This is a genomic window from Rhodoferax sp. P2_H8_2 (assembly GCF_056403235.1).
The window spans coordinates 201,966-222,404 of sequence record NZ_JBFUFW010000006.1; the positions used below are offsets into that span (position 1 = coordinate 201,966).

Consider the following 20,439-nt stretch of genomic DNA (forward strand, 5'->3'; position numbering starts at 1 on the left):
CTGCACAAAAAGTCAATCCATGACCATCATCTTCCTAGATACCGAATTCACTGACTTGTTATCGCCCGAATTGCTGAGCGTTGGTATGGTCAGTAGTGACGGTGAGGAGTTCTATGCTGAACTGGACCTGCAAAGCGACTCCGGGAAGCAACGTGCCAAATCCGCCAGTGAATTCGTGAAAGTTGGCGGCGTTCTTGATCAGTGGGGTCTTATCTTGGGTGCCACTGGAACCGAGTGGGAAATGGGGCGACGTGCCGCTGAGTGGCTATTGGGACTATCCGCGTCGAGCAAGCTTCCAATTGAAATTGCCTTTGACTACTCGATGGACTTCGAGCTACTGGAACACGCCATCCGGGAGGCAAGACTCTGGGAACCAGTTGGAGATATCGTGCTACCAATCAATATTTCCAGCCTGACCGGAAGTCCTATCGGAGAAATGGCGGCAGAGGATTGTTATCGGGAGCTGTCAAAGCGCGGCGGCAGAGGCATTGGAAGGCACCACGCCCTTGCCGATGCGCTCGCGCTGCATGCGGCGTATATGGCAGTCAAACTGGATGCAATTGAACGGACAAGAAACTAAAGTACAACCGATTTATGGATGCAAAGTACATCAGGAGAAATGCTGGGCTGGTATCCCCCAAATGGGGGATTCAATGACTGCTTTGTGTAAGTGGCACAAATAGGAAATTCCGACAACCGAACTAAGTAGTTTGGCAACTAAGATTGAAATGAAGCAAGGGAGGAAAACATGCTCACAGAAGAACTTCACTCGTCGCTCATTTACCTTGATCGGGACTTTGTAGCCGGGAAATATGAAATCTTGTCCGGGCAATCGGCAAGCTCACAGATCACCCTGGCTCAAGGCAAGAAAGCCGCCGCCGGCATCCCTGTGTTTTCAGCAGAAGTGAGCGTCATTGAGACACGTTCATACCCCATTTCAACCCTTGAGATGTTGGACACCGTTTTGCCGAGTCTCAGTAAAGATGGCGATATCGATCCTTCGGCGTTAAAAGAGGGAATGACTTCTCAGTTCGGCTGGGTGACATCCACCCTCAGTACTTTGACGGCAAAGCAGAAAGGGGCTATGCCGGGGTCTTCAACGGATGAACGGGGTGAGGTTCTAGGTTGCTTCACACTTCGAAGTGGATTCCCGAAGTTGACTCTCATCACCACGCCGGACTACTTTGTATCGGGCATGGACGCCTTGCTCAAAATGCACAAAGTACTCGTTGGGGATATCTCGATTCCCATTCGTGCCTATGTGCGCATCATCGCTGCGAAAACTGTGGCGGATGACTGGATTGCGATCCCTTATGTCATGCATGAGTACGTCACAAAGCAAGAATCTCTCCACACACCCTGACCGCTACCCTAGTTGCCGGTGATATTCGTCGTGTAACGCATCGCCAAGATGCAGTTCCGGAAGGTACTTGTCGATTAGCCCAAAGTGAACGGCCAAGCGTGTTCCAATCGCGACGGAAAGAAAGCCTCTTCCCAGTTTTTGCCGTCGTTCGATGAGTGTGGCCGCGAGTCGAATCTTGAGCGCTGAGCTTGCGTCAGCCGGACTCTTTGCCGTACTCACGACTCGGAATATAGCCCCACCGCTCATGCCTGTGAGCGAGGGTGCCAAGCTCCAGCTGCCGTCGATCGGGACGTGATCCTCAAATGCAAGGACTAGATGCATCTCCCTGTCGCGCTTTAGGTGGTCATAGTGGGCCTCATTCGCTTCAATCGTGGGGTAACGATTTAACTGCGTCGAGTGTTGCTCGGATGTGCTCCGAGATTGGGACACGCGATAACCGCATACAACGAAACGATCTAGTGCTCTGGGAGGGCAGCCTATATCGAGGTCAGCCAGATTGAGCGCAAGTGAGCGGACTTCAGGTGGTACATCTGCGGTAAAGTGAAATACCGATGCGTCGATGGGGTCGTCATTGTGAGTTCTCGATGGGCCGTGTTTGGTGCTGAATCGATCCCCACCGAATGTGTGAATCTTGTCACCGTAACCTATCGCGAGCGGATAGGACCCGACGGCATCAAAGACATGCGACGCTGAGCAGCAAAACATCTGACCGCCAAACGATAGCAGCACCCCGGAACCGACTTGTGTCAGCCTTTGACTTCGCTCGTCGAGAGCATAGATCGGTCGCACAGAATCATCGCGCGCGTAGGTGAGATTTGCCGCCTCGGTCATCCATTCGCCGTACGCATTGGTCAACGAGGCAAAAAAGGGAACCTTTAGATCAAATATCGGCTTGGCCATTGCGTGGAGTAATAAGTCTGACAAACGGTTCCCTGAACTTGGGTGGGCAACATCAGTGAATCAAAGAAGAACTGGTCAAGGTATTCCGGAACACTTGGTCAAACGAAACGGATTACGCGGCAACACATGCTCGAAAGAAAAGCTGACCGAAAGCTGTGAGTCTGATGTAGTAATACTCGAATCTAAGGATACTGAAGGACAAGTCTTTTTCTTCTCGCGATCTTGGTTCATTGGAGTATTCGGCGATCCCTAGTGCAACCAGGTGCTCGAGGAACGTAAGAAAAAGCTCGGGTTGAACGAGTTCTTCGGGGGCAAAAGAAGCATCAGAAAACTCGGTTTTCATGACATGGGGGAAATTCTGTAGCAGAGGGGCTATTTGCTCACGCATCAAGGCGGGCTCACCGGCTCTGTGGCGAAAGAATACGCGATGACGTTGTGTACTTAGCTGCAATAGGATCAGAATTTCGTCTGGTGCCAATTGCTCAATGAGATGTACAAAGGCCGGGTGTGCATCACCTAGACGCTCGCGGTCCATTGCACGCGCTAAGAGGTTCACATACAGATCTGCAATTGGATTCCCCACTTCGTCCTGATAGCGCAGCCTTTCGGCCACCGGCAACATCACGGCGTCGCGCGGCGTAACGCGACGTTCCTCCGGAACCTTTTCCAACGCCTTGGCCAGGTACCGGGCGAGCCGATCCTGCAGGAGAGCCCCATATTGCAGGGGAAACAGCGCCAGACGAGCAACTTTGACTGCGTCTTTCCCCATCTTGCCGAACTCTTGCATTGCGGGTGCCACTGCATCTGAATAGACTTCTTTGGCAACCGGGGCGATGACTTCGCTTGCGATTTTTTCAATAGATTGCATTCTCAACACTTCCAATTGGGAAAAAGCAGAGTCAGGAGTGCAACACACGCTGACGCTCCAAGGAGAACTGGAAACCCAAACTCCAGGATGAGCCATCGCAGGTTCTGGCTCATGGCGCGAAACTGAAATGCCTTGTCAAAGCGCTCCAGCGAAACCGGAATACGTTCGTTTGCGATGGTTTCCGTTGCAGTCTTTACTTGCGAATTCAGGGTCATCAATGCGGCCTGTGCCGTCGTGGAGCTGCTAATTGCCTGGTTCAAGTTCTGACCCGCCGCATCGTTTCCTTGCTGCTGTAATACCTTGAGATCGTCGATAGCAGCATTGAGTCGCTTCAGGCTGTCTTCCAGGGTCTCCGGCAATGCATCGAACCCTCGGGCTGCCTCATGCCACCAGTTGTACAGCGTGGATTGTCGGGGGTGGATTGGAGCATCTATGCCCGCGTCTGCCCAAATTGAACCCGTTTGAAACCGTACCTTTGCTCCGGTACTGCGCAGGCGATATTCACCAAACGCGTCAAAAGAAGCCCAAAGGAAGTGGATGAACAGGTAGGAAACGGCCGTGAACATGCTCCACAGGAAAACACGGTGGGTCATACCGTTGAGGGTCACTCCAAAGAAGGGAGAGATTGAACCGTTGGGTGTTCCTGGCGTAATGGTCAAACCTGCAGCCCAAATCACTATGCTGGCTCCGGCCGCAACCAACAGGTTCCTTCGGGTCTTGAGTACATCCTCTTGAAACTCAAGCCCGAACGGCTCACCCAGCATCTTTTCCATGGCCTTGTATTTGGCTTCTTGGGCTTCTTGGGCTTCTTTGGCCTTTTCGGCTTCGTCCATGTGTCCTCCTTATTCTGGTATCAGCACTTGGCGGCTCATGGATTCAAACTCAATCGCATGAAGTGAAAATTCAATATGAGATGTGCAAGATTTTCATCCAGGGAGATCTTCGATCCATCTTGATCAAGCTGATCGGTTTCTCCATTGGTGCGGTATGAAAATGCGCCCAGCTCGACACGCTCTGTCTCGTCATTCCCAATGGGCAGATCCATGCCGTAGGCGACAGTTCCGACATAGTGACCCGCTTTGTCGTATTGGCTCAGAAACTCGCAGCGTATCTCTCGGCCCGCGAAGTGGATGACAAAGAAATCTGCGCCATCCGGGCCATCGGTAACGATGCCTGGTACCTCAAATTTCTCCTCGGCCACCTCTTTGCGAAACGCAGACGCAAATTCATCGAATCGCTTCTTCAGCTTCTCGTGCTGTGTGCTGGCCAGTTTCATGTCTCTCAGTATTTCTCCCCAGTTGACCATGCTGCCACTCCCTTTTTTGGTTGATTGAAATTCCCAGTGTGGTTGACAGGCTTGGGAGCGTCAATCCCTGTACTTCGAAATGCCTGAGTTTCACTACTTATGCGGCGTGGTCTTGAATGCCATGCGACTCAGGTCTTTTGTGGCCTCTTTGGCGTTCCCCAGACGACCGGCGTTGGGTAGAGCTTGCGAAGTACAGCCTCATCAAAACCCAACTCAAGGCGCATCAGTGTCTGGCGTGCCTGCTTTGGCCCTGGCTGAAACTCCTCTGGTGTGCGACCCAGCCTTTGCTTGTATATCTCCCGCGCGACCTCCTGGTTGCTTTCTGTGAGGGTCGTTAGCCAGTTCGCAAACAGCTTGCGTCCTTTGGAAATATTGCAGGCGGCGCATACGCAAATGGCATTGCGAAACGACTCCTCGCCACCCTGCGACAAAGGGTCCATATGGTCGATGTGCACCAGCGTATCTTCCAGGCCTTGGGCACCCAAGTCTGCGACGATTTGCAACGGCTCAGCGCAATAGGGGCAAACGTCGCGCTCCGTATAGAGCGTCCATTTCAATTCATGCGGAAATGCGTAGTAGCGCCACAGGCCTCCAAACAGGATTTGGAGCTTGCGAATCACTACTTCCTCGGCATCGAGGTGCGCCTGTAGTTCTTCAGGGGATATACCGGTGATCACTCAGGTGTGCGCTTGCGCAGAGAGACCACATTGGATTTCGCTGGCAGTGGCGACTCGGTATTGGAGCGCTTGGCCATGGGAGGTGAAAGCGGTGGTTCGAACTTGGGCTGTTTGGGAGATAGCTTGGCGTCCAGGCCTTCCTCAAAACGGCTGGTTAGGTCGTCCTCGGAGAGTTCCAGATACCGCAGTGCTGAGTTGACGTTACTCCACCCCACGTATGCCATGAGTTCCTTGAGGTCCCAGCCACTGGATTGGGCCCAATTGGCGAATCCACGGCGCAATGAGTGGCTGCTGTAGGTATCTGGATCCCGCACGCCAGCCGCTTTAAACAGACTCCTGAGCCATGGAACGATGCTGCCGGCTGCCATGCCGTTTTCTGCAATATGGCCCCATCGGTCGATACGGCGGAATACCGGGCCAGATGTATTGCAAATGGCTTGCTGCCACTGCTGGAAGGCTTTGACAGGGCAGACCTTCGACAACGCAGGGCAGAAAAACGTTCGTCCCATGGATTCGCGGTCGCCTTTGGAAAACGGCAGGAAGCAGCTCATGCCAACGCCTTCGTTCACGGTCACATGCTCAAACTGCAGGCGCGTCAGCTCGTCCGAGCGGAAGCCACGCCAAAAGCCAATCAACAGCATTGCGTTGTCCCGCGCAATCCGCTTGTACTTTGGATCTGAGGGAGCCAAGGTATCTAGTTCGGACTTCAGCCATTCCGAGACCTGGATCAGTAGCTCAAACTCAACGGGGCGCGCCTGTTTTTGGGGGGTGTTGTGGGCAGTCCGTATGCCTTTGAGTACTCGTGACACCAACTCCGACTTGGTGGGGTCTATGAACCCATGGTCACGATGCCAGCTGGACAGACCCGCCAATCGGGTACGCAGTGTGCTGGTGGACAGGGATTCAGCATACTTCGCTAGATAGGCAGCAATTGCTTCTGAGGTAGCCGGCAATGACCCTCGTCCTTCCACCTCGAAATGTCGCACCGCGGACGCATAGCTGAGTGTGGTGTTGGGACGTTCAGCAAGTTTGACGTAGGTTTCAACGCTGCCCATGTTTGGATTGTCTGATACCAAAGGCCTGATAGCAACGTTTTGCCTTCAAAGTGGCTCTTTGAAGGTGAGTATCCGCGTCCATGTTCGTTCAGGACTAGTCATGCGACAACAGGACAAGACAGATATGAAGAAACTGAGAGTCAAGAAGAGTCCTTTGCAAAGGTGCCTACTGTCGTGCTTTGCAGTCTCGGCACGGGAAGGCCAAGAGACTCTTCCAGCCAGCGGCTGTATGCCGTCCGATTGAAACCGATCTGCGGCGACTGCGCGGCATTTCCCAAGCTCAAGGGAGGAAGTTCGAGTTCGCTTAAGAGTGTTGGGGGCAAACGCTTTAGCACAACGTCCCTGTCGATTGTGGCTATGAGTTGTCGCCAGCCGTTTTCGTCAGCCCTGACTCCGTTGAACTTCTTCATTACGGATTTATCGAAACCGTCGAGGCCCGAGACAATATTCTTGAAATCGATCTCTAGTTGGTTCTCCAGTCCTAGCCGTTTGCCGTTTCGCACAATCAGGTTCTCGATAGGAACAGGGGCAAGGGATGTTGGACAAAAGGCCAAGAGTCTAGCCAGAATGTCTCTGTATTGGCCATTGCAGAATCGTATAACCTGTCCAATCGAGATGTTGCCCTCAACTCGACGAATCTTGGATTCTGAAAATTCTCCGGTCGCGGTTGGTTCGCTGGTCCTCTCCAGTAGCCATTGCGCCGCCCGCGAGCCATCCCAGAACGACCAAACTGCTGCAACGATTCGTAGAGTGGTATGGTGACCATTGTCTATTGCGGCACTGGACACATCGAAATTTGGAGCGACCTCACTCAGCTCAAGGTTTGTCGGATCGGCATCGGGCAATCTGACGAACGTGTTAGGTAGCAGGCGGATAAAGTCTAAAAGCGCATCGCAGAAGAATGCGCTATGTATGTTGGAGGTCAATGCATCGTTTGCTTCGTCTGCCATTCGCTGCTTCACTTTGTCCAAATCCGCACTGTCTTTCGGCCCCCCTGATCTTGAACCATATGGCCCGTCCAATCGAAGTCCCCCACCACTTTTCTTGACATCGGTTGCTGTGTAGTACTTGATTGGAACGACAAATCGTTGAAACAAGTTGCTCATACTTTTCGGAAAATGCCGAGCAGCAAGAAGCCATCCTCGCGGCTCGTCCACTGATATCAAGCGTGATTCGATGTCGGCACTGTTAAAGACGATGAAATCGAATCCCTTATTGTTACTTCGCGTATCTTCAAGATGACGACGCAGCCCTGTTGATGCAATAGTTGAATAGAAGCCAATGAAGAACTGGGCACCGCTGGCATCCAGTCTTCCCTTGACGTTGGGCTCGTCACGGTCTGTGTTAACGGCAGTTCCTGAATTAGCCTTGTGCTTGCAACTAACCAGGAATCGGCCCTTTACATCTGGCGATATTTCGCCCTCAACCACTAGGTCTCGCCCACCATCCTGCCCCCGCGCGGCCGATTCGACGACCTTGCAGCCACAGATGTGGGTGAAGAATTCACTAGCAAACTTCTCGAATGCGTCTAGATCAGTAGAAGCACTAGGTTCAACGGCAGCGACTTTTGCTGACGCCTTGCTTGAGGACTTGGTCCTGTTCGGTCCACTCTTCTTGCCAGCAGGCTTACCCGCATGCTTCTCGTGATACGGCGCTGGAATCTCAGTGAAATCGATGATCGCCATATCTTAATATTGCCTTTTGTTTGTGCGCCAGTCGAAGGGTTAGGCGGCATTCTCGTCGCTCTCAGCCAACTCGAACAGAACATCGGGGCAGTGCTCTTCGTTCGCGCTGCCATCGGTGAACACTATGGCGGTGAAGCCGTGTCGTTCATAGAAGCGTCGGGCGCCCGCATTGGCTTGAAATGTGTACAGCCTGACTGGTCGTGGAAGAAGTTCCAGCCCGTGCTCAAGGAGCAGCGAGCCGATACCCTTACCAACATAGGCGGGGAGCACGTACAACTGATCGACCCAGGAAGTGCCTTCTGCTTCGGAGGTAGCCAGTACGCCGACTATGAACTCAGCCACGCACGCTACCGTGACGCGGCGGGTAGGAATAAGAGTGCTACCGACCCACTGGTGAACCTCTGAATGACTATGCGCCGATGGTGCATACGGCATGAATGCTTCGCGGGAAGAAATCAAGACCTTAGCGACTGCTAAGTTGTCTTCAGCTGTAGCGGTGCGAAGAACGGCCTGCATGACGCCTAACGTTATGTATGCCGCAAAACGTGCGGAATATTCTGGGCGCTACGGGATATGCTGGACAAGAAACTTTCTGGAGAACGGCTCGCAGCTTCAATTTCAGAAAATTTCATGTCTATTTGTGCAGTTATAAAAACATCGACAAACCCGGCAGGTTGTAAGAATTGACCCAAGCCGCGTATTTGTGGATTTTCACTTGGATGTTGAAGCGTTGATATCCCCCATTTGGGGGATATTGCGACATGTCTGCTTCCGCTGCGAAGCAGCATTCAGGCGACTGTAGCTTTTGACGAATAGACCTGTCCATCCCATAAACGGGTGATGTCTGCTTTAGCGCAGGCAATTGATGTTCACCCGAGACCGCTTCGTCTCGATTGTGGTCAATATCGACCGTGGGCAACAACAGCAGACTGGTCAGCAATTGCCGGAATGCTGGTCAGTAATTTCCAGAAAACGCAGTTGGCAAACATGATGCTATTTGACGTCAGTTCCGCAACAGTGGGTCACAGTCCTAAAAGCATTTATTGAGAAAGTCCTCAATCAATTCAGAATTGCAGTCCGCTGATAAGTCCTGTTTTGCGCGTCGAACTCATGGAGCTGCGTTTTAGGCATAGCGTTCCAGCGATGCCCTAGAGCGATGCCTAGAGCAGACGGACCCGCGAAATACAAGTTAATGCTTGTTGGTTGAAGTTTGGCCACGGCCACGGTAACGATCCCTTTGACCTGAGCCACCAATGCTTGTGCAGCTTCCGCAGAGACCACTGGATCGCTCGAATGCAATCGCAAAACCTGCGCAGGTTGTAGCCCCCCCTGGATAAGGTTTGCTGCTGGATCTTGCAGGATGCCAAACGCAACGTTCAACTCTGACTTCACCAGCATGCTTGCTTCATTTACTTCGAGGTTTACAGTCGTTTCATGCCCATGACTGTCAGTGCGCCATGCACCACTTTTTGTTGGGATCAACAGTTCAAAACCGGTTGCAGCTCGAAGACATTTACCAATCACTATTGACGTTGAAGTCCGATAACTACCACTCAGGGCCACTTCACGTATTCCATTTTTTTGTAGCCAATCGGCTGTTGTCTGCAGTTGGCCGATCAAATCTTTTTCCCAGACTAAAGGTACTGGGAAATTGCCTGCCGGTCCGGAAAATGCACTTGCATCAATTTCCATCGCACTATTGTTGGGCTCTTGGCGAGATGATCGAATGTGCAGCGGGAAAGCAGTGCCTGACACGATGGGTCGACCAAATACAGATTCAATATCGCGAACCAGCATGTTGCGGTCCATGGGGCGACCTCGCATTTGGCGGGCCAATGCAACTAGTGATTGAAACGCTTGTTTTTGTACACCGCTGGAAAGTTGATCTGCTTCAGGGAAGGCCTGGCACAGCTCGGCAGCAAAGCGCGCAGCGGCTTGTGCGTCTGTGGTGACAGCCTCAAATGTGACTTCGACGGAGGAACAGACAAATTTCCCCATTTCCAGACCAAACTCATCCTGGAACAATGCGTTAAGAGCTGCGTCACTCGCATGAGTTACATCACCGAATGGTGCGTAAAACGGGCGAGCATTTCGCACTCGTTTGGGATCACGGGCTATCCAAACGAGATCTGCCGGCAGTTGGGGCGTAACCAGTGTTTGAATGGAAGCAGTATTCGGGTGATGCTGGTCAAAGTTGAGAAAGTTGGAGAAGACGCCCTTGACCCCCAACTTGTTCAATGCACCAGACTTTGCCTGGATTCGTTCGAGGACATGGTGTGCGGGTGCATAAGGGTTGAAGAATCTGGCCTCTACATCTTCAAGCCCCTCGAAAATCAACTGCTCAAACGCAGGATTGGCTAGCCATGCTGGCAATTTGATGAGCCCGATTGCAACTTGATAGTCAAATCCATCCTGCGCAATGACACCCCCCATCCCTTTGGGGTCAATCAAGGTGGGCGGGGTTGTATTAGCCATGTGGAGTCTCCAATTCGATTTGCATCTCGTTCCCACGGTTGTCAAACAGCCAAGCCTTGCGTTCTATATGGCCATCCCGCAGTTTTACGATCATGAGTACAGCAAATCCTGCAGGAAACTCAGGGTCGACAACTATCGATCGCATTGATTCCCTGTCAGTTTCACTTGGGTGCACTGTGAAACTGGGATGGCTGTGCCATTCACCCAAGTAGTTGAACCGTTGGTAGTCGCGATTGGTACGCTGAAAAAAACGACGCGCGTCACGCGCCGCCTGTACCAAATCCACCCAAAAGCGAGCAATGGAGCCTCGCTGTACCTGGATGGTCAATTCAGCGACACGAAAGCTTGAGGGGGCCAATTGTTCACCGAAAATCTGGCCACCAATCTCTCGAGTCCCCGCTTGTTGCAAGGCATGTTGAAGTTTTTCGAGTTCTTGCTGGGGCAGTTCAAGACGCATCTGGAATCTCCTTGATGACATCCATGATGAATTGCCTTGTCCCATCGTCGATAGGTTCGAATAGCTCTGGCCGCGCGTTGCCTATGTTGAGCCGAATTACTTGCCCGTGGCCTTCCGTGAAAAGCCAAGCCTTTTTCAACCCGATTAGCATCCAGGAGGCGTCAGCTGGTGCAGGATCGCCGTCCAGGATATCGAGGATGACTCGGCTCGCGTGAGCGGAAGCCACCGACACAGCAGCATCATCAGCCCGCACCGGCGTTCCATCATCTGCCAGTGCCTCGTACGTCCGACCAGTTGCCTGCGGTGGTCGAGAATTCTGTTGTTCGCACCAAGCCATGAAATTGGACTTGGCCTCTGCATAGGGGACATCCCGACCTCGAATACAGGAGGCAATCAGGGCACCGATACCGCCTTCAAATACTTCGGCGGCAACGAATGCTTTGCCATTTTCGAAAGCGATGGCCCCGAGAAGCAGACTGACAGCGTGATCAGCAGTTGCATCAACAATCACGTCGCATCCAGCGATGGCGTCTATCGTCTCAGCCTGAACTTTGGCTGATTGTTGCCAGTTTAGGTTCCGCTCAAACGTCTGTACCCGGACATTTTGTGCAATTTCCTTTAGCCGATCCGCCAGCGCGCGAACTTTGTGCAAGCCAATGTGCCGCCAATCCAGCGAATGGCGTTCAATGTTCGCTGGTAGCAGCACGTCGCCATCCAGCAGCACAAGGGTTCTGATCCCTGATCGGACAAGCGACTCCGCAACCTTTGAGCCAATGGAACCCGCCCCAATGATTGCGACTTTCTTGGCCGAGGCGACCTCCGCCCTGTTTGATCGCAGTCCAGTTTGCTCTGGCAATACATGTACGCTGCGGAAACTGGGCTTAGATCCTGCAAACACATACTGTGCAGTCAGGGTCGCGGCACTGGGACGCATCACCAAGACCGTGCTTTTTGCAAGCGCCTCTAAGGCCACAGCATCTGCACTCATTTGCAGTTCCAGTGTGGGGCGATCAATTTCTTCCCATGGATTTACAACTGGTGAGACGAAGACCGGAAGCGTTGCCCAACCAGAAGAGAGCTCTGGACCCGAAGGGCCACATGGACGTTGGACATCCTCGTCGTCGTATACATAGATTGGCGGGTTTCCACTTTGGAAAAGGTACCTGGCCGCTGCAAGTCCTTCGGATGTTCCGTCTTGGATACGTGTTGCGCAACCCTCGCTGAGAAGTATTGGGTGTGACAGCCACCCATAAGCTTGGATTTCACCAACAAATCCTGCAGAGGGAACCTCGCTCTGCTCATCTTTTGGCGCCGCACGTTTCTCGGTCGCAAGTAGATTGTGGGCGCTTCGTAGAACATCTGCACCCGTAGCCGAAGGTACCCAGTTGTCCGGGCGAAGCTCCAGGCACAGAACGCCTTCGCCATACTGATGATTCGATAGCTTCTTTGGCGTCCGTGGCATGACCCAAGCGGGAACTTGAGGAAACTGATCCGGATAGGTGAGTTTCACTTCATGTTCAGCATCCGGGCAGATGATGGTTCCGAACACTGTGATCAAGCCCACATCGTGGCCCCAGCGCTCGAGCTTGAACCAGCCCTCGGCAACGACCTCGTCAATGAGACGGCGTTCGAGTGCCAGGCGGTCTGTATGTTCTATCCACCAATACTTCACGCAAATCCGCGCGGTTTGGACGGGGCGCTCGGTTGACTTGGGAAAACGTAGCCTGCACCAAGTCCTGCTGCACTTGCAGTTGCGGTGGTCGACATGGATCGGGCAGCGGTGACTGTTGAAGGGAATCGGTCTCCAAAAACCCTGCGCCACTGACGTGTTGATTCGTCCACGTCTTCTTCATCCTGCGCGCGCCGAGCGATAGCCGCGTATACGCGTACCTTCTCCAGGAATTCCTTCCATTGCGCTACCGTGACCTTGGAAAGAATGTCATTTCCGGGGACAGCTGGGTCGTCAATTGTGGGCTTCCTGTCGATGCTTGCTAGGAACTTGTAGTTGTCGTAAATATTTTCCAGCAGCTGCGCGAATGCCTCACCGTAGTGGAGTTCATTTTTCGGGGCATGCTTGGAGACCAGTACTTCGAGCACAAAGCCTTTGGGTCGTCGGCTGGTTGGATTTTCACGCCTCCACCATTTGAGCAACTTGACCAACCTTTTGAATCGCCCGTTGAAGGCTGTGCTCTGGTTATAGCTCCATTGGGTATGGACCGGCGGATTGGTAATGTGCCACTGGCCGGCGTGTCGGTCCGGGATCAAGTAGCCGTCTCCATATGGATTGACGATCACCGGCACGATGTCCATTTCCGCCTGAAAGGTCACAACACGTACCGAGCGGCGATTGGTGCGTTCGACGTCGTATCCATCTTCAATGGCATCACGGACAGTGGCAAGAACGTCTTCGGGATCGTCATCTTGGGTGAAGCTAGTCACCACGATGATGTCCACATCCGGTTGGTCCACTGAACCAGCACTGCGACGCGGTCTTATGGCCGTGTCCCGTACGTAGGAACCTGAAAGGAAGTCGGTTTCCCAGAGCTCGCTGAATTCGTCATGGCCTTGCAAGTGCGACCGTATGCCTTTGTGAGCCGCAGCCGCGTTCGCATTTGTCGTTGGACTTGGCTCAATATCAGCCAAGAATTCTGTGAACCGTGCGTTGGCGACCATGAAAAGCTCCTTTTTTCGCCATATGGCACCAACTATTCAAATTGCAAGAGGATGTAAAAAAATAGCTGCTTTTGGGGCGTTTCCGCATGGGGATGGCGGTCGTTTCGCTTAACCACATGGGCAAAATGACAGCGTTCACTCCTAACAATTGATAATGCACATTTATTCAATGTGATATTCCGGCGTTAAGCTGACCTTGATTTCTCCACAAATATTACGTAATATCGTATTACGTAATACATTACGAAATAATTGGAGATAACAATGGCCAGAAGCGGTATCTATAAGTCAGAAGTGGCTCGCGCCCGTACAAACCTGATGGCACAGGGGCGATATCCGTCCGTTGATGCATTGCGAATTGAACTCGGAAACACCGGCTCCAAAGGCACCATTCAGAAGTACCTCAAGGAAATTGAAGAAGAGGAGACGAACAGAGGGGTTGGCCGCGGTGTTGTACTGTCTGACGCGATTAAAAACTTGGCCACCAAACTGGCTGAACAGCTCCAAGACGAGGCTGACGAGCAGTTATTGGTCACTAAAGCAGCTCATGTAGACGAATTAAAAGCCGTCCAGGATTTGCTCCATGCAGCCCAAGCAAAGATCAAATCCCAAGAAGGGGAGTTGGCTGCTGCGGGTAAAGCCGCTGCCGCGGAAGCAGATCGGTACAGCGAACTCCACGCGACTTTTATTGCCGAAACTCAGGCACGCCATGCGGCCGATCAGCGTGCTTCAGATCTGCAGCTGCAGCTCGAATCCGAAATCAGGCACCGGGAAGGCGCCGAGGCGAAATATGCCGATGCTAGACAGTCACTGGAGCATTTTCGGGAGGCTAGTCGGGAGCAGCGAGATCAAGAAGCCCGCCAGCATGAAAACCAGGTGCAGTTCCTGCAGAAGGAGAACCATGGTCTCAAAGAAAGCCTCACACAGGCGCAACTGAAGTCCACCGAGGCCTTCAGGGAGTTGGCAAGCCTGACTTCCGAATTGGGTAGCGCAAGGCGCGAACTCGGGCAGATGGACAAGCTGAAAGGGCAGGTCCAAAGCCTGACCGAAAAGCTAGGTGCAGTCCAAAGTCAACGAGATTCCTTGAATGGCCAGTTTGAACAGGAAAAGAAACGCTCAGAAACTTTGCAGACGAGCTTGATTGGCGAGGTCGACCAGCGTAAAGCCGTTGAAAAGCGCAACCAGGAGCTTGAATCCGAGTTGCTGACTATGCGGGTCCAGGTCGAGACATCAGAAAAAGTTACCGAACAAATCAGGCTTCAAGTCAGCCAGGTGCTAAAAGCGGCATCTGAACAGCCCATAACTCGTTGATTTAGTTAGGGTAATTTCCTTAACGCCGGATTTAGCAGCTCTCGCACGGATACCCTCATTTAGGTTATTTGATTTATACGATGTATATTATGTTAATAAGTGAATTCGTGAATCTATAGTCTGATGTCAAACACTGTCCTCAGAAAATTTTGAAGGCTACCTTGGGTACTGTGGCGTCCGCAAAGGATGCCCCCAAGGCCAATTCGCCTGTGCCGTGCAACACGCACTCTTCACGACGCAGAAGAATGTCTGAGCCTTTGGCGCCATTGAATCGCACCCAACAGCCATACGTGCTGACGTCTACCAGCACCACGCTGCCGTTGCGCCATTCCAGCCTGGCATGTGCACGGGACACCCGAGGGTCGTTCACGGCGAATTCAACATTGCGTACGCGGCCAATGTGAATCGGTAGATCAAACGCCTTGAAGCGTTTGGTAGTGCCCATGCAGTCGAGCTCAATTTCGCGACCGAGCGCGTCCTTGTCGCCGGCGGCAAATTCCGGGTCCAGAGCGCCCTGCATGGTCAGAAAATCTGTGGCTTCCTCTTCACGCCATTCGATCTGGTAAACAGTACAGGGTTCAGCACGCCCCCGAATATTGATGGGGCCCAAAATGCGAAACGTCACGCCCTGCGCCTCGTCCACTGCAGCAAGTGAATCGGCATTCGCCCAAATTTGGTGAGGGCCACACAAATCGCACAGACGCGCGGCCACATTGACGGCGTCGCCGTAACAATCGCCAGCAACGATTTCCACTTCGCCACTGGCAACTCCGATACGAATCGGCATACGCACGCCATCGGCATCCGGGACAACGCGCTTGGTGTGGATTCTCTGGAGAGCAACGACGGCTTTTACAGCACTCTGCCCATCGGGAAACATGGCCAGTACGCCATCACCCAGGGTTTTAACGACACGTCCACCATGGGCTTCGCATTGCGCGCCAATCCATGTGGTGATCTGGGTAACTATCTCCGTTGCCCGGGCATTTCCCAATGCCTCAAACACAGCAGTGCTGCCATGTAAATCTGTAAAAACAACGGTCGCTTGGACGCCCATTCCCGATAGTCCTGATTCTTGTTTGTTACCTGAGTTTAGGGCATTGGGCCTGCCTTGAAAACCAAGCGTTCAGAATGATCAAAACAATGCGCTGGTTTGAAGTGGTATTCCATTGCTTTTTGGGGCAATGGCCCTGCTCTAAACCCATCACACTGTGCTTTAACCTCTGATGCTTCGAACGTCCGCATCGGAAACAGCCGATTCATGCCCTACATAACGTTACTGCCGTAAGTACTTGAAAACGCTGTTGTTTTATTGCATACGATCGGGTCTGGAGTTATTGTGTTACCCAACAGTTTTCGATAATCTTTGTCAAAAATTGGCACTTGAATAATATGCGTTGGACAACTTCGAACATCGTAAGTGGTATGCAATCCCTGCTGAGCAAGAGCGCCGGCCAGGAAAATCAGAATGCCATGGAGGCGCTTGCCGACATACGCCAGGCTATGCTGGACGAGTTGGCAGTCTGCGCATATCGAATCAATCCCATGGTGCGAATGCGTGTGTCTGGTGCCACAGACATCCAGGATCTCTGGTACTTGCGTGGCGATCTGATGGCCGCTATTGCTGCAACAGAGGGTGAAGCTGTTGCCAAGCGCAAGATGGCCTATATCAGCAATATGTTCACAGGCTTATTGCCCCGTGGACTGAGCTCCCGCCCCAGCCCACTCGGAGAGTGAACCGTCCGCGCCTAGTGCGTGTGACGCGTGTGTCCCCAGACCAGCAAGGCATCGCGGCCATCGACGGCGAGATCCGCTTTGGCGCCAACGGGCAATAGCACTTTGGTTTGCACGTGCCCGAAAGGCAGGTTCGTCAAGATCGGTGTTTTTGTCTGGCTACGCAGCCACTGAATGACGGAAGACAGACGGTAACCTCGGTCATGTGATGTCAATGCAAATTCAGTGAACTGTCCGAGCAGCACTGCTTTCTGTTTGTCAATCACGCCTGCGTGAAGTAGCTGCATCAGCATGCGTTCGATTCGATACGGATGCTCACCCACATCCTCGAGGAACAAAATCCCGCCTTTTACTTTGGGAAAGTACGGCGTTCCCAACAGAGCGCACACGATACTCAGGTTGCCACCCCACAAGCGCGCGTTAAGAGCCTGAAATTCAGTGTTAGAAACGGCCGGCTCCTTGAGCTGCCGCCAACCGGTCCCCTCGCCCTGCCCCACCAACATGTCATTGAAGCAGTCTTCCATGATGTCGTCGGGCCCTGCCACTGGGCCAAACCCCTCGCACAACGCAGGCCCGGCCCAAGTTACAGAACCGGTCTTGGCCATCAGAGCGAACTGCAGTGCTGTGAAGTCACTAAACCCGATGAACTCTGTGCCTGAGTCAATCGCTTTTTCAATTGCTTTGCAGCGAATCTGATCCAGGATACGGGTCAAGCCATAGCCGCCACGGGTCGTCAACGCAATATCTGCCCCACTGGCAGCTGCGCGATGAACGGCTGCCAGACGGGTCGCATCGTCACCGGCAAAGCGTTCATGGCTGCTTAATGCATCGGTATCAATTTCAATTTCGTGCCCGAGTGCTTGCAATCTGGCCACGCCGCGTTTGAACGCCGCTTTGTCGCGTACGGCGCCGGAGGGGGAGTAAATGTAGATGTGTTTTTTCACGAGCGCGATTATCCGGGCAAGAAGGTTCTCAAAGCGGCTTCGGCCGTGGCTTCGTCAAAATAGCCGTTCATGCGGGGCAGTTCGGGAACGGCGTTGTGCGTATTCTCCGCACTGCCAGGCACTATCCCGGCGACAGCGCGCAACGCCGCACTGTGGCCCATATCTGGAAACGGCGCATCCCTAGCTTCGCTGTTGACTGTCTCTTCATTAGTTGAAACCAACAGCACTCCAACGAACCGCTGCGAAGCAGCTTTCGTCAGGGCAGTACCCAAAATTCCACCGAAATCCTCTGCGACCAATACCACGTTGGAGAGATTCAGGTGCTCGACCAATTCGACCAACACATTGCGATGAAATTCGACAAGATGCGGCGGTGTCCTTTTGGGCTTGTCACTTTTGCCAAAACCAATCAGATCAGGCGCAACCACCCTGTGGCCTGCGTTCGCCCAAACCGGGATCATCTTGCGATAGAGATAGCTCCAAGTGGTGCTGCCATGCAGGCACAGAAACGTCAATGCGGCATCCGACGGCCCCTCGTCCAGGTAGTGCATGCGTAACCCGGCAAGAGTTGGCAGCGACTGTATGTACCTGCCCTCCCACGGATAGTTTGGCAATCCGGAGAACCGGGCTTCGGGCGTGCGCAGCGCATCATCGCGCAAGGGGTGCTGCAGCACCTTGGCGTCGGCACGTCGCTCCTGAAAGAAGGATTTCAGTATCTGTCCACACTCATCCGCCAGTACGCCATGGTGAACTGTGGTCTGGTGGTTCAATCTGGGTTCATCGAAGAGATTCAATACCGAGCCAGCAGCACCGGTTTTAGGTTCTGCAGCACCGTACACCAGCCGCTGGATGCGTGCATGCAGCATAGCCCCCGCACACATGGCACATGGCTCCAGAGTGACGTACAGGCTGCAACCGTCCAGCCGGTAGTTCCCAAGGGTGCGTGCAGCTGCGCGCAGCGCCTGCATTTCGGCGTGCGCACTCGGGTCGTGTTGGGTGATGGGCGCGTTATGGCCAACGCCGATGACTTTGCCATCTTTAACGACGACCGCTCCCACGGGAACTTCATGGTCCGCAATTGCCGCCTGGGCTTGCTCCAAGGCGAGGCGCATGAACTGGGCGTCTGCTTGGTGCTGGCTGTCAGCCACCGTCATCTCAAGGCCCCGGAACGCGCGTTTGCAGCCAGTCTTTGAGTTGGGGGGGCGTCAAGGGCTTGGCATACAGATAGCCCTGCCCTTCATGGCAGCCCAGACGCAGAAGGGTCTCCGCCTGGGCTTCGTCTTCAATACCTTCTGCAATTACGGTCAAGTTAAGGTTGCGGCCAAGTTCAATCACCATAGAGGCAATATGGCCGCCAGACACTTGTTGATTGAGCTCAGAGACAAACGCCCGGTCGATCTTCAGACGATCAATCGGCAACTGACGAAGATGGCTGAGGGAGGAGTAGCCCGTCCCGAAATCGTCAATGGCAATCGAAATGCCGAGCTCGCGTACCAGATGCAGTGTCTCCAGCATGAAGTCCGCGTCTTCCATAGCCACAGACTCGGTAATTTCCAGTTCCAGGCACTTCGGGTTGATCTTGGTGTCGATCAGCGCTGCGTTGAGTTTCTCGAGGAACTCCGGGTGGCGGAACTGGATCTGCGATACGTTGACCGACATGCGCAAGTCTGGGAATCCCAAGGCTTGTAGCCGAACCAGCTCATGGCAGGACATGCGCAGTACCCAGTCGCCAATGGCGACGATCATTCCTGACGCTTCTGCCAGCGGAATGAAACGGTCGGGCGGCACAAAAGAGCCGTCTTCATTGCGCCAACGGATCAGCGCCTCAACGCCAACGACCTTGTTGGAGCCCAAAATGACTTGCGGCTGGTAAACGATGAACAGGCGTTCACTTTCGACCGCACTACGCAGGCTTTGCAGCAACCGCACCCGCTCGCGGATGTCCGCGCCCATCTCATTGGAAAACAACACAAAGCTGCCACGGCGGCTTTTCTTTGCACGTTTCAGAGCAATGTTTGCATCTTTCAACGCATCTCGCCCAGTAACGCCTTTGCCCAAAAGTTTGGTCAACCCCATGGTCGCCGTGACCACCATGGTGTCATCTTGCACTGCGAAGGGCTCACGAAACATTCCCAAAATAAGCCCCGGGTCAACCACATTGCCCGGGCCCATCAGGCCAAACGTATCGCCACCAATGCGAGCCAAAATAGCGTGCGAGCCCAACTCCTTCTTCAAGCGATCAGCAACAGCTTGCAGCAGACGGTCACCTTGCTGGTGCCCCAATGCATCGTTGATTTCGGAAAAATCGTCAATATCCAGGATGGCGATTACATCGCCCGCAAATTTGCCGCTCTCAAGCCGCGCGTCGCTCAAATCGATGAACTTGTTGCGGTTGGGTAGTTGGGACAGGCGGTCATAAAAAGCCAGCTCATCGAGCTTTCTGATCTGCTCGTAAGCGCGCAGCGCGGCGGTTACGGTTGCGTATAGCTTGGTACGCGTCAGCTCAGACTTGGTTTTGTAATCGTTGATGTCGAAATCATGGATAGTTTCGATCTCAGGGGCATAGCCCGGTTGCCCAGTGCGCAGGATGATGCGCAACTCAGTCAGCTTCAGATCCTGGCGAATGGTTTTGACGAGTGCCAAGCCCGCGTCTTCACGCTCCATCACCACGTCAAGCAAAACTACCGCGACCTCTTCTTCGTTTATGAGAAGCTGCGTCGCTTCGGAAGCGGAATAAGCATGCAGGAATTGCAGCGGCCGACCCAATATCTTGACGCCTGCCAACGCGAACGTTGTGGCGCGATGCACATCGGGCTCGTCATCAACGACCAACAGGCGCCAAACCAACTCCTTGGTGCCGCCCGTATCTTGTTCGTCGTCGAGAAACTCCAACGTGTCTGAGTCCGAATGCATGCTAAGCACATTCTCCTTTTCCATACAAACATTGTGCACCAACAAGCTTGCGATTATCGGCAACAGGGAACTCCTGGG

The 20,439-nt window shown here is 53.3% G+C and carries 21 protein-coding genes; 4 read left to right on the forward strand and 17 right to left on the reverse strand.

Features of this window, described 5'->3' with window-relative positions; genetic code table 11:
* The first annotated feature begins 19 nt into the window (after nt 1–19).
* Entirely contained in the window at nt 20–580 is a 561-nt protein-coding gene (locus tag AC1DV6_RS12875) for a hypothetical protein (RefSeq protein WP_477977919.1), read from the forward strand.
* A gap of 168 nt (nt 581–748) precedes the next feature.
* A complete protein-coding gene (locus tag AC1DV6_RS12880) occupies nt 749–1,363 on the forward strand; it encodes a hypothetical protein (RefSeq protein WP_477977921.1) in 615 nt (204 codons plus the stop codon).
* 3 nt (nt 1,364–1,366) lie between these two features.
* On the opposite strand, the gene AC1DV6_RS12885 is transcribed toward AC1DV6_RS12880, so the two are convergent.
* The 13 genes from AC1DV6_RS12885 to AC1DV6_RS12945 form a co-directional block, all read right to left on the reverse strand.
* Entirely contained in the window at nt 1,367–2,263 is an 897-nt protein-coding gene (locus AC1DV6_RS12885) for a hypothetical protein (protein ID WP_477977923.1), read from the reverse strand.
* A 112-nt stretch (nt 2,264–2,375) separates the two neighbouring features.
* Nucleotides 2,376–3,131: an Abi-alpha family protein gene (locus AC1DV6_RS12890; protein WP_477977925.1), complete on the reverse strand. Its 756-nt coding sequence runs from the start codon at nt 3,129–3,131 to the stop codon at nt 2,376–2,378.
* Between the two features lie 2 nt (nt 3,132–3,133).
* Nucleotides 3,134–3,964, reverse strand: a complete 831-nt coding sequence (locus tag AC1DV6_RS12895) for a hypothetical protein (RefSeq protein ID WP_477977927.1) — start codon at nt 3,962–3,964, stop codon at nt 3,134–3,136.
* Nucleotides 3,965–3,999: 35 nt separating this feature from the next.
* A complete protein-coding gene (locus AC1DV6_RS12900) occupies nt 4,000–4,407 on the reverse strand; it encodes a hypothetical protein (protein ID WP_477977929.1) in 408 nt (135 codons plus the stop codon).
* Nucleotides 4,408–4,565: 158 nt separating this feature from the next.
* Nucleotides 4,566–5,114, reverse strand: coding sequence for an HNH endonuclease (locus tag AC1DV6_RS12905; RefSeq protein WP_477977931.1), 549 nt, complete (start codon nt 5,112–5,114; stop codon nt 4,566–4,568).
* Nucleotides 5,111–6,169: a site-specific integrase gene (locus tag AC1DV6_RS12910; RefSeq protein WP_477977933.1), complete on the reverse strand. Its 1,059-nt coding sequence runs from the start codon at nt 6,167–6,169 to the stop codon at nt 5,111–5,113. The genes AC1DV6_RS12905 and AC1DV6_RS12910 overlap by 4 nt, the downstream gene beginning before the upstream one ends.
* 140 nt (nt 6,170–6,309) lie before the next feature.
* Complete coding sequence (locus tag AC1DV6_RS12915; RefSeq protein ID WP_477977935.1) at nt 6,310–7,854, reverse strand: hypothetical protein; 1,545 nt, start codon at nt 7,852–7,854, stop codon at nt 6,310–6,312.
* 39 nt (nt 7,855–7,893) lie between these two features.
* The gene (locus AC1DV6_RS12920) at nt 7,894–8,370 is read right to left on the reverse strand and encodes an N-acetyltransferase family protein (RefSeq protein ID WP_477977937.1); all 477 of its coding nucleotides are present in this window, start codon (nt 8,368–8,370) and stop codon (nt 7,894–7,896) included.
* Nucleotides 8,371–8,500: 130 nt separating this feature from the next.
* Complete coding sequence (locus AC1DV6_RS12925; protein WP_477977939.1) at nt 8,501–8,794, reverse strand: hypothetical protein; 294 nt, start codon at nt 8,792–8,794, stop codon at nt 8,501–8,503.
* Between the two features lie 119 nt (nt 8,795–8,913).
* Entirely contained in the window at nt 8,914–10,329 is a 1,416-nt protein-coding gene (locus AC1DV6_RS12930) for an SAVED domain-containing protein (protein ID WP_477977941.1), read from the reverse strand.
* Complete coding sequence (locus AC1DV6_RS12935) at nt 10,322–10,786, reverse strand: M67 family metallopeptidase (RefSeq protein WP_477977943.1); 465 nt, start codon at nt 10,784–10,786, stop codon at nt 10,322–10,324. The genes AC1DV6_RS12930 and AC1DV6_RS12935 overlap by 8 nt, the downstream gene beginning before the upstream one ends.
* Nucleotides 10,776–12,458 (reverse strand): ThiF family adenylyltransferase, encoded by a 1,683-nt coding sequence (locus AC1DV6_RS12940; protein WP_477977945.1) that lies wholly within the window; start codon nt 12,456–12,458, stop codon nt 10,776–10,778. The genes AC1DV6_RS12935 and AC1DV6_RS12940 overlap by 11 nt, the downstream gene beginning before the upstream one ends.
* The gene (locus AC1DV6_RS12945; RefSeq protein ID WP_477977947.1) at nt 12,455–13,459 is read right to left on the reverse strand and encodes an SMODS domain-containing nucleotidyltransferase; all 1,005 of its coding nucleotides are present in this window, start codon (nt 13,457–13,459) and stop codon (nt 12,455–12,457) included. The genes AC1DV6_RS12940 and AC1DV6_RS12945 overlap by 4 nt, the downstream gene beginning before the upstream one ends.
* 264 nt (nt 13,460–13,723) lie before the next feature.
* Here AC1DV6_RS12945 and AC1DV6_RS12950 point away from each other — a divergent pair, with 264 nt between their 5' ends.
* The gene (locus AC1DV6_RS12950; protein WP_477977949.1) at nt 13,724–14,770 is read left to right on the forward strand and encodes a DNA-binding protein; all 1,047 of its coding nucleotides are present in this window, start codon (nt 13,724–13,726) and stop codon (nt 14,768–14,770) included.
* A gap of 139 nt (nt 14,771–14,909) precedes the next feature.
* On the opposite strand, the gene AC1DV6_RS12955 is transcribed toward AC1DV6_RS12950, so the two are convergent.
* Nucleotides 14,910–15,827: an adenylate/guanylate cyclase domain-containing protein gene (locus AC1DV6_RS12955; RefSeq protein WP_477977951.1), complete on the reverse strand. Its 918-nt coding sequence runs from the start codon at nt 15,825–15,827 to the stop codon at nt 14,910–14,912.
* Nucleotides 15,828–16,195: 368 nt separating this feature from the next.
* On the opposite strand from AC1DV6_RS12955, the gene AC1DV6_RS12960 reads away from it, so the two are divergent.
* The gene (locus AC1DV6_RS12960) at nt 16,196–16,507 is read left to right on the forward strand and encodes a hypothetical protein (RefSeq protein ID WP_477977953.1); all 312 of its coding nucleotides are present in this window, start codon (nt 16,196–16,198) and stop codon (nt 16,505–16,507) included.
* Between the two features lie 11 nt (nt 16,508–16,518).
* On the opposite strand, the gene AC1DV6_RS12965 is transcribed toward AC1DV6_RS12960, so the two are convergent.
* Genes AC1DV6_RS12965 through AC1DV6_RS12975 form a run of 3 tightly spaced genes read right to left on the reverse strand, consistent with a single transcriptional unit; the run spans nt 16,519 to nt 20,361 of the window.
* Nucleotides 16,519–17,448 (reverse strand): LD-carboxypeptidase, encoded by a 930-nt coding sequence (locus AC1DV6_RS12965; RefSeq protein ID WP_477977955.1) that lies wholly within the window; start codon nt 17,446–17,448, stop codon nt 16,519–16,521.
* An 8-nt stretch (nt 17,449–17,456) separates the two neighbouring features.
* Nucleotides 17,457–18,602 carry a tRNA adenosine(34) deaminase TadA gene (gene tadA / locus AC1DV6_RS12970; RefSeq protein WP_477977957.1) on the reverse strand — a complete coding sequence of 382 codons (1,146 nt, stop codon included), beginning with the start codon at nt 18,600–18,602 and terminating at the stop codon, nt 17,457–17,459.
* Between the two features lies 1 nt (nt 18,603).
* Complete coding sequence (locus tag AC1DV6_RS12975) at nt 18,604–20,361, reverse strand: putative bifunctional diguanylate cyclase/phosphodiesterase (RefSeq protein WP_477977959.1); 1,758 nt, start codon at nt 20,359–20,361, stop codon at nt 18,604–18,606.
* Between the last annotated feature and the right edge of the window lie 78 nt (nt 20,362–20,439).

Excerpts from the sequence above, each read along its gene's own strand:
- AC1DV6_RS12875 (WP_477977919.1), top strand. The coding sequence starts at position 20 with ATGACCATCATCTTCCTAGATACCGAATTCACTGACTTGTTATCGCCC.
- AC1DV6_RS12880 (WP_477977921.1), top strand. The coding sequence starts at position 749 with ATGCTCACAGAAGAACTTCACTCGTCGCTCATTTACCTTGATCGGGAC.
- AC1DV6_RS12885 (WP_477977923.1), bottom strand. The coding sequence starts at position 2,263 with ATGGCCAAGCCGATATTTGATCTAAAGGTTCCCTTTTTTGCCTCGTTG.
- AC1DV6_RS12890 (WP_477977925.1), bottom strand. The coding sequence starts at position 3,131 with ATGCAATCTATTGAAAAAATCGCAAGCGAAGTCATCGCCCCGGTTGCC.
- AC1DV6_RS12895 (WP_477977927.1), bottom strand. The coding sequence starts at position 3,964 with ATGGACGAAGCCGAAAAGGCCAAAGAAGCCCAAGAAGCCCAAGAAGCC.
- AC1DV6_RS12900 (WP_477977929.1), bottom strand. The coding sequence starts at position 4,407 with ATGAAACTGGCCAGCACACAGCACGAGAAGCTGAAGAAGCGATTCGAT.
- AC1DV6_RS12910 (WP_477977933.1), bottom strand. The coding sequence starts at position 6,169 with ATGGGCAGCGTTGAAACCTACGTCAAACTTGCTGAACGTCCCAACACC.
- AC1DV6_RS12915 (WP_477977935.1), bottom strand. The coding sequence starts at position 7,854 with ATGGCGATCATCGATTTCACTGAGATTCCAGCGCCGTATCACGAGAAG.
- AC1DV6_RS12920 (WP_477977937.1), bottom strand. The coding sequence starts at position 8,370 with ATGCAGGCCGTTCTTCGCACCGCTACAGCTGAAGACAACTTAGCAGTC.
- AC1DV6_RS12930 (WP_477977941.1), bottom strand. The coding sequence starts at position 10,329 with ATGGCTAATACAACCCCGCCCACCTTGATTGACCCCAAAGGGATGGGG.
- AC1DV6_RS12935 (WP_477977943.1), bottom strand. The coding sequence starts at position 10,786 with ATGCGTCTTGAACTGCCCCAGCAAGAACTCGAAAAACTTCAACATGCC.
- AC1DV6_RS12945 (WP_477977947.1), bottom strand. The coding sequence starts at position 13,459 with ATGGTCGCCAACGCACGGTTCACAGAATTCTTGGCTGATATTGAGCCA.
- AC1DV6_RS12950 (WP_477977949.1), top strand. The coding sequence starts at position 13,724 with ATGGCCAGAAGCGGTATCTATAAGTCAGAAGTGGCTCGCGCCCGTACA.
- AC1DV6_RS12955 (WP_477977951.1), bottom strand. The coding sequence starts at position 15,827 with ATGGGCGTCCAAGCGACCGTTGTTTTTACAGATTTACATGGCAGCACT.
- AC1DV6_RS12960 (WP_477977953.1), top strand. The coding sequence starts at position 16,196 with ATGCAATCCCTGCTGAGCAAGAGCGCCGGCCAGGAAAATCAGAATGCC.
- tadA (WP_477977957.1), bottom strand. The coding sequence starts at position 18,602 with ATGACGGTGGCTGACAGCCAGCACCAAGCAGACGCCCAGTTCATGCGC.
- AC1DV6_RS12975 (WP_477977959.1), bottom strand. The coding sequence starts at position 20,361 with ATGCATTCGGACTCAGACACGTTGGAGTTTCTCGACGACGAACAAGAT.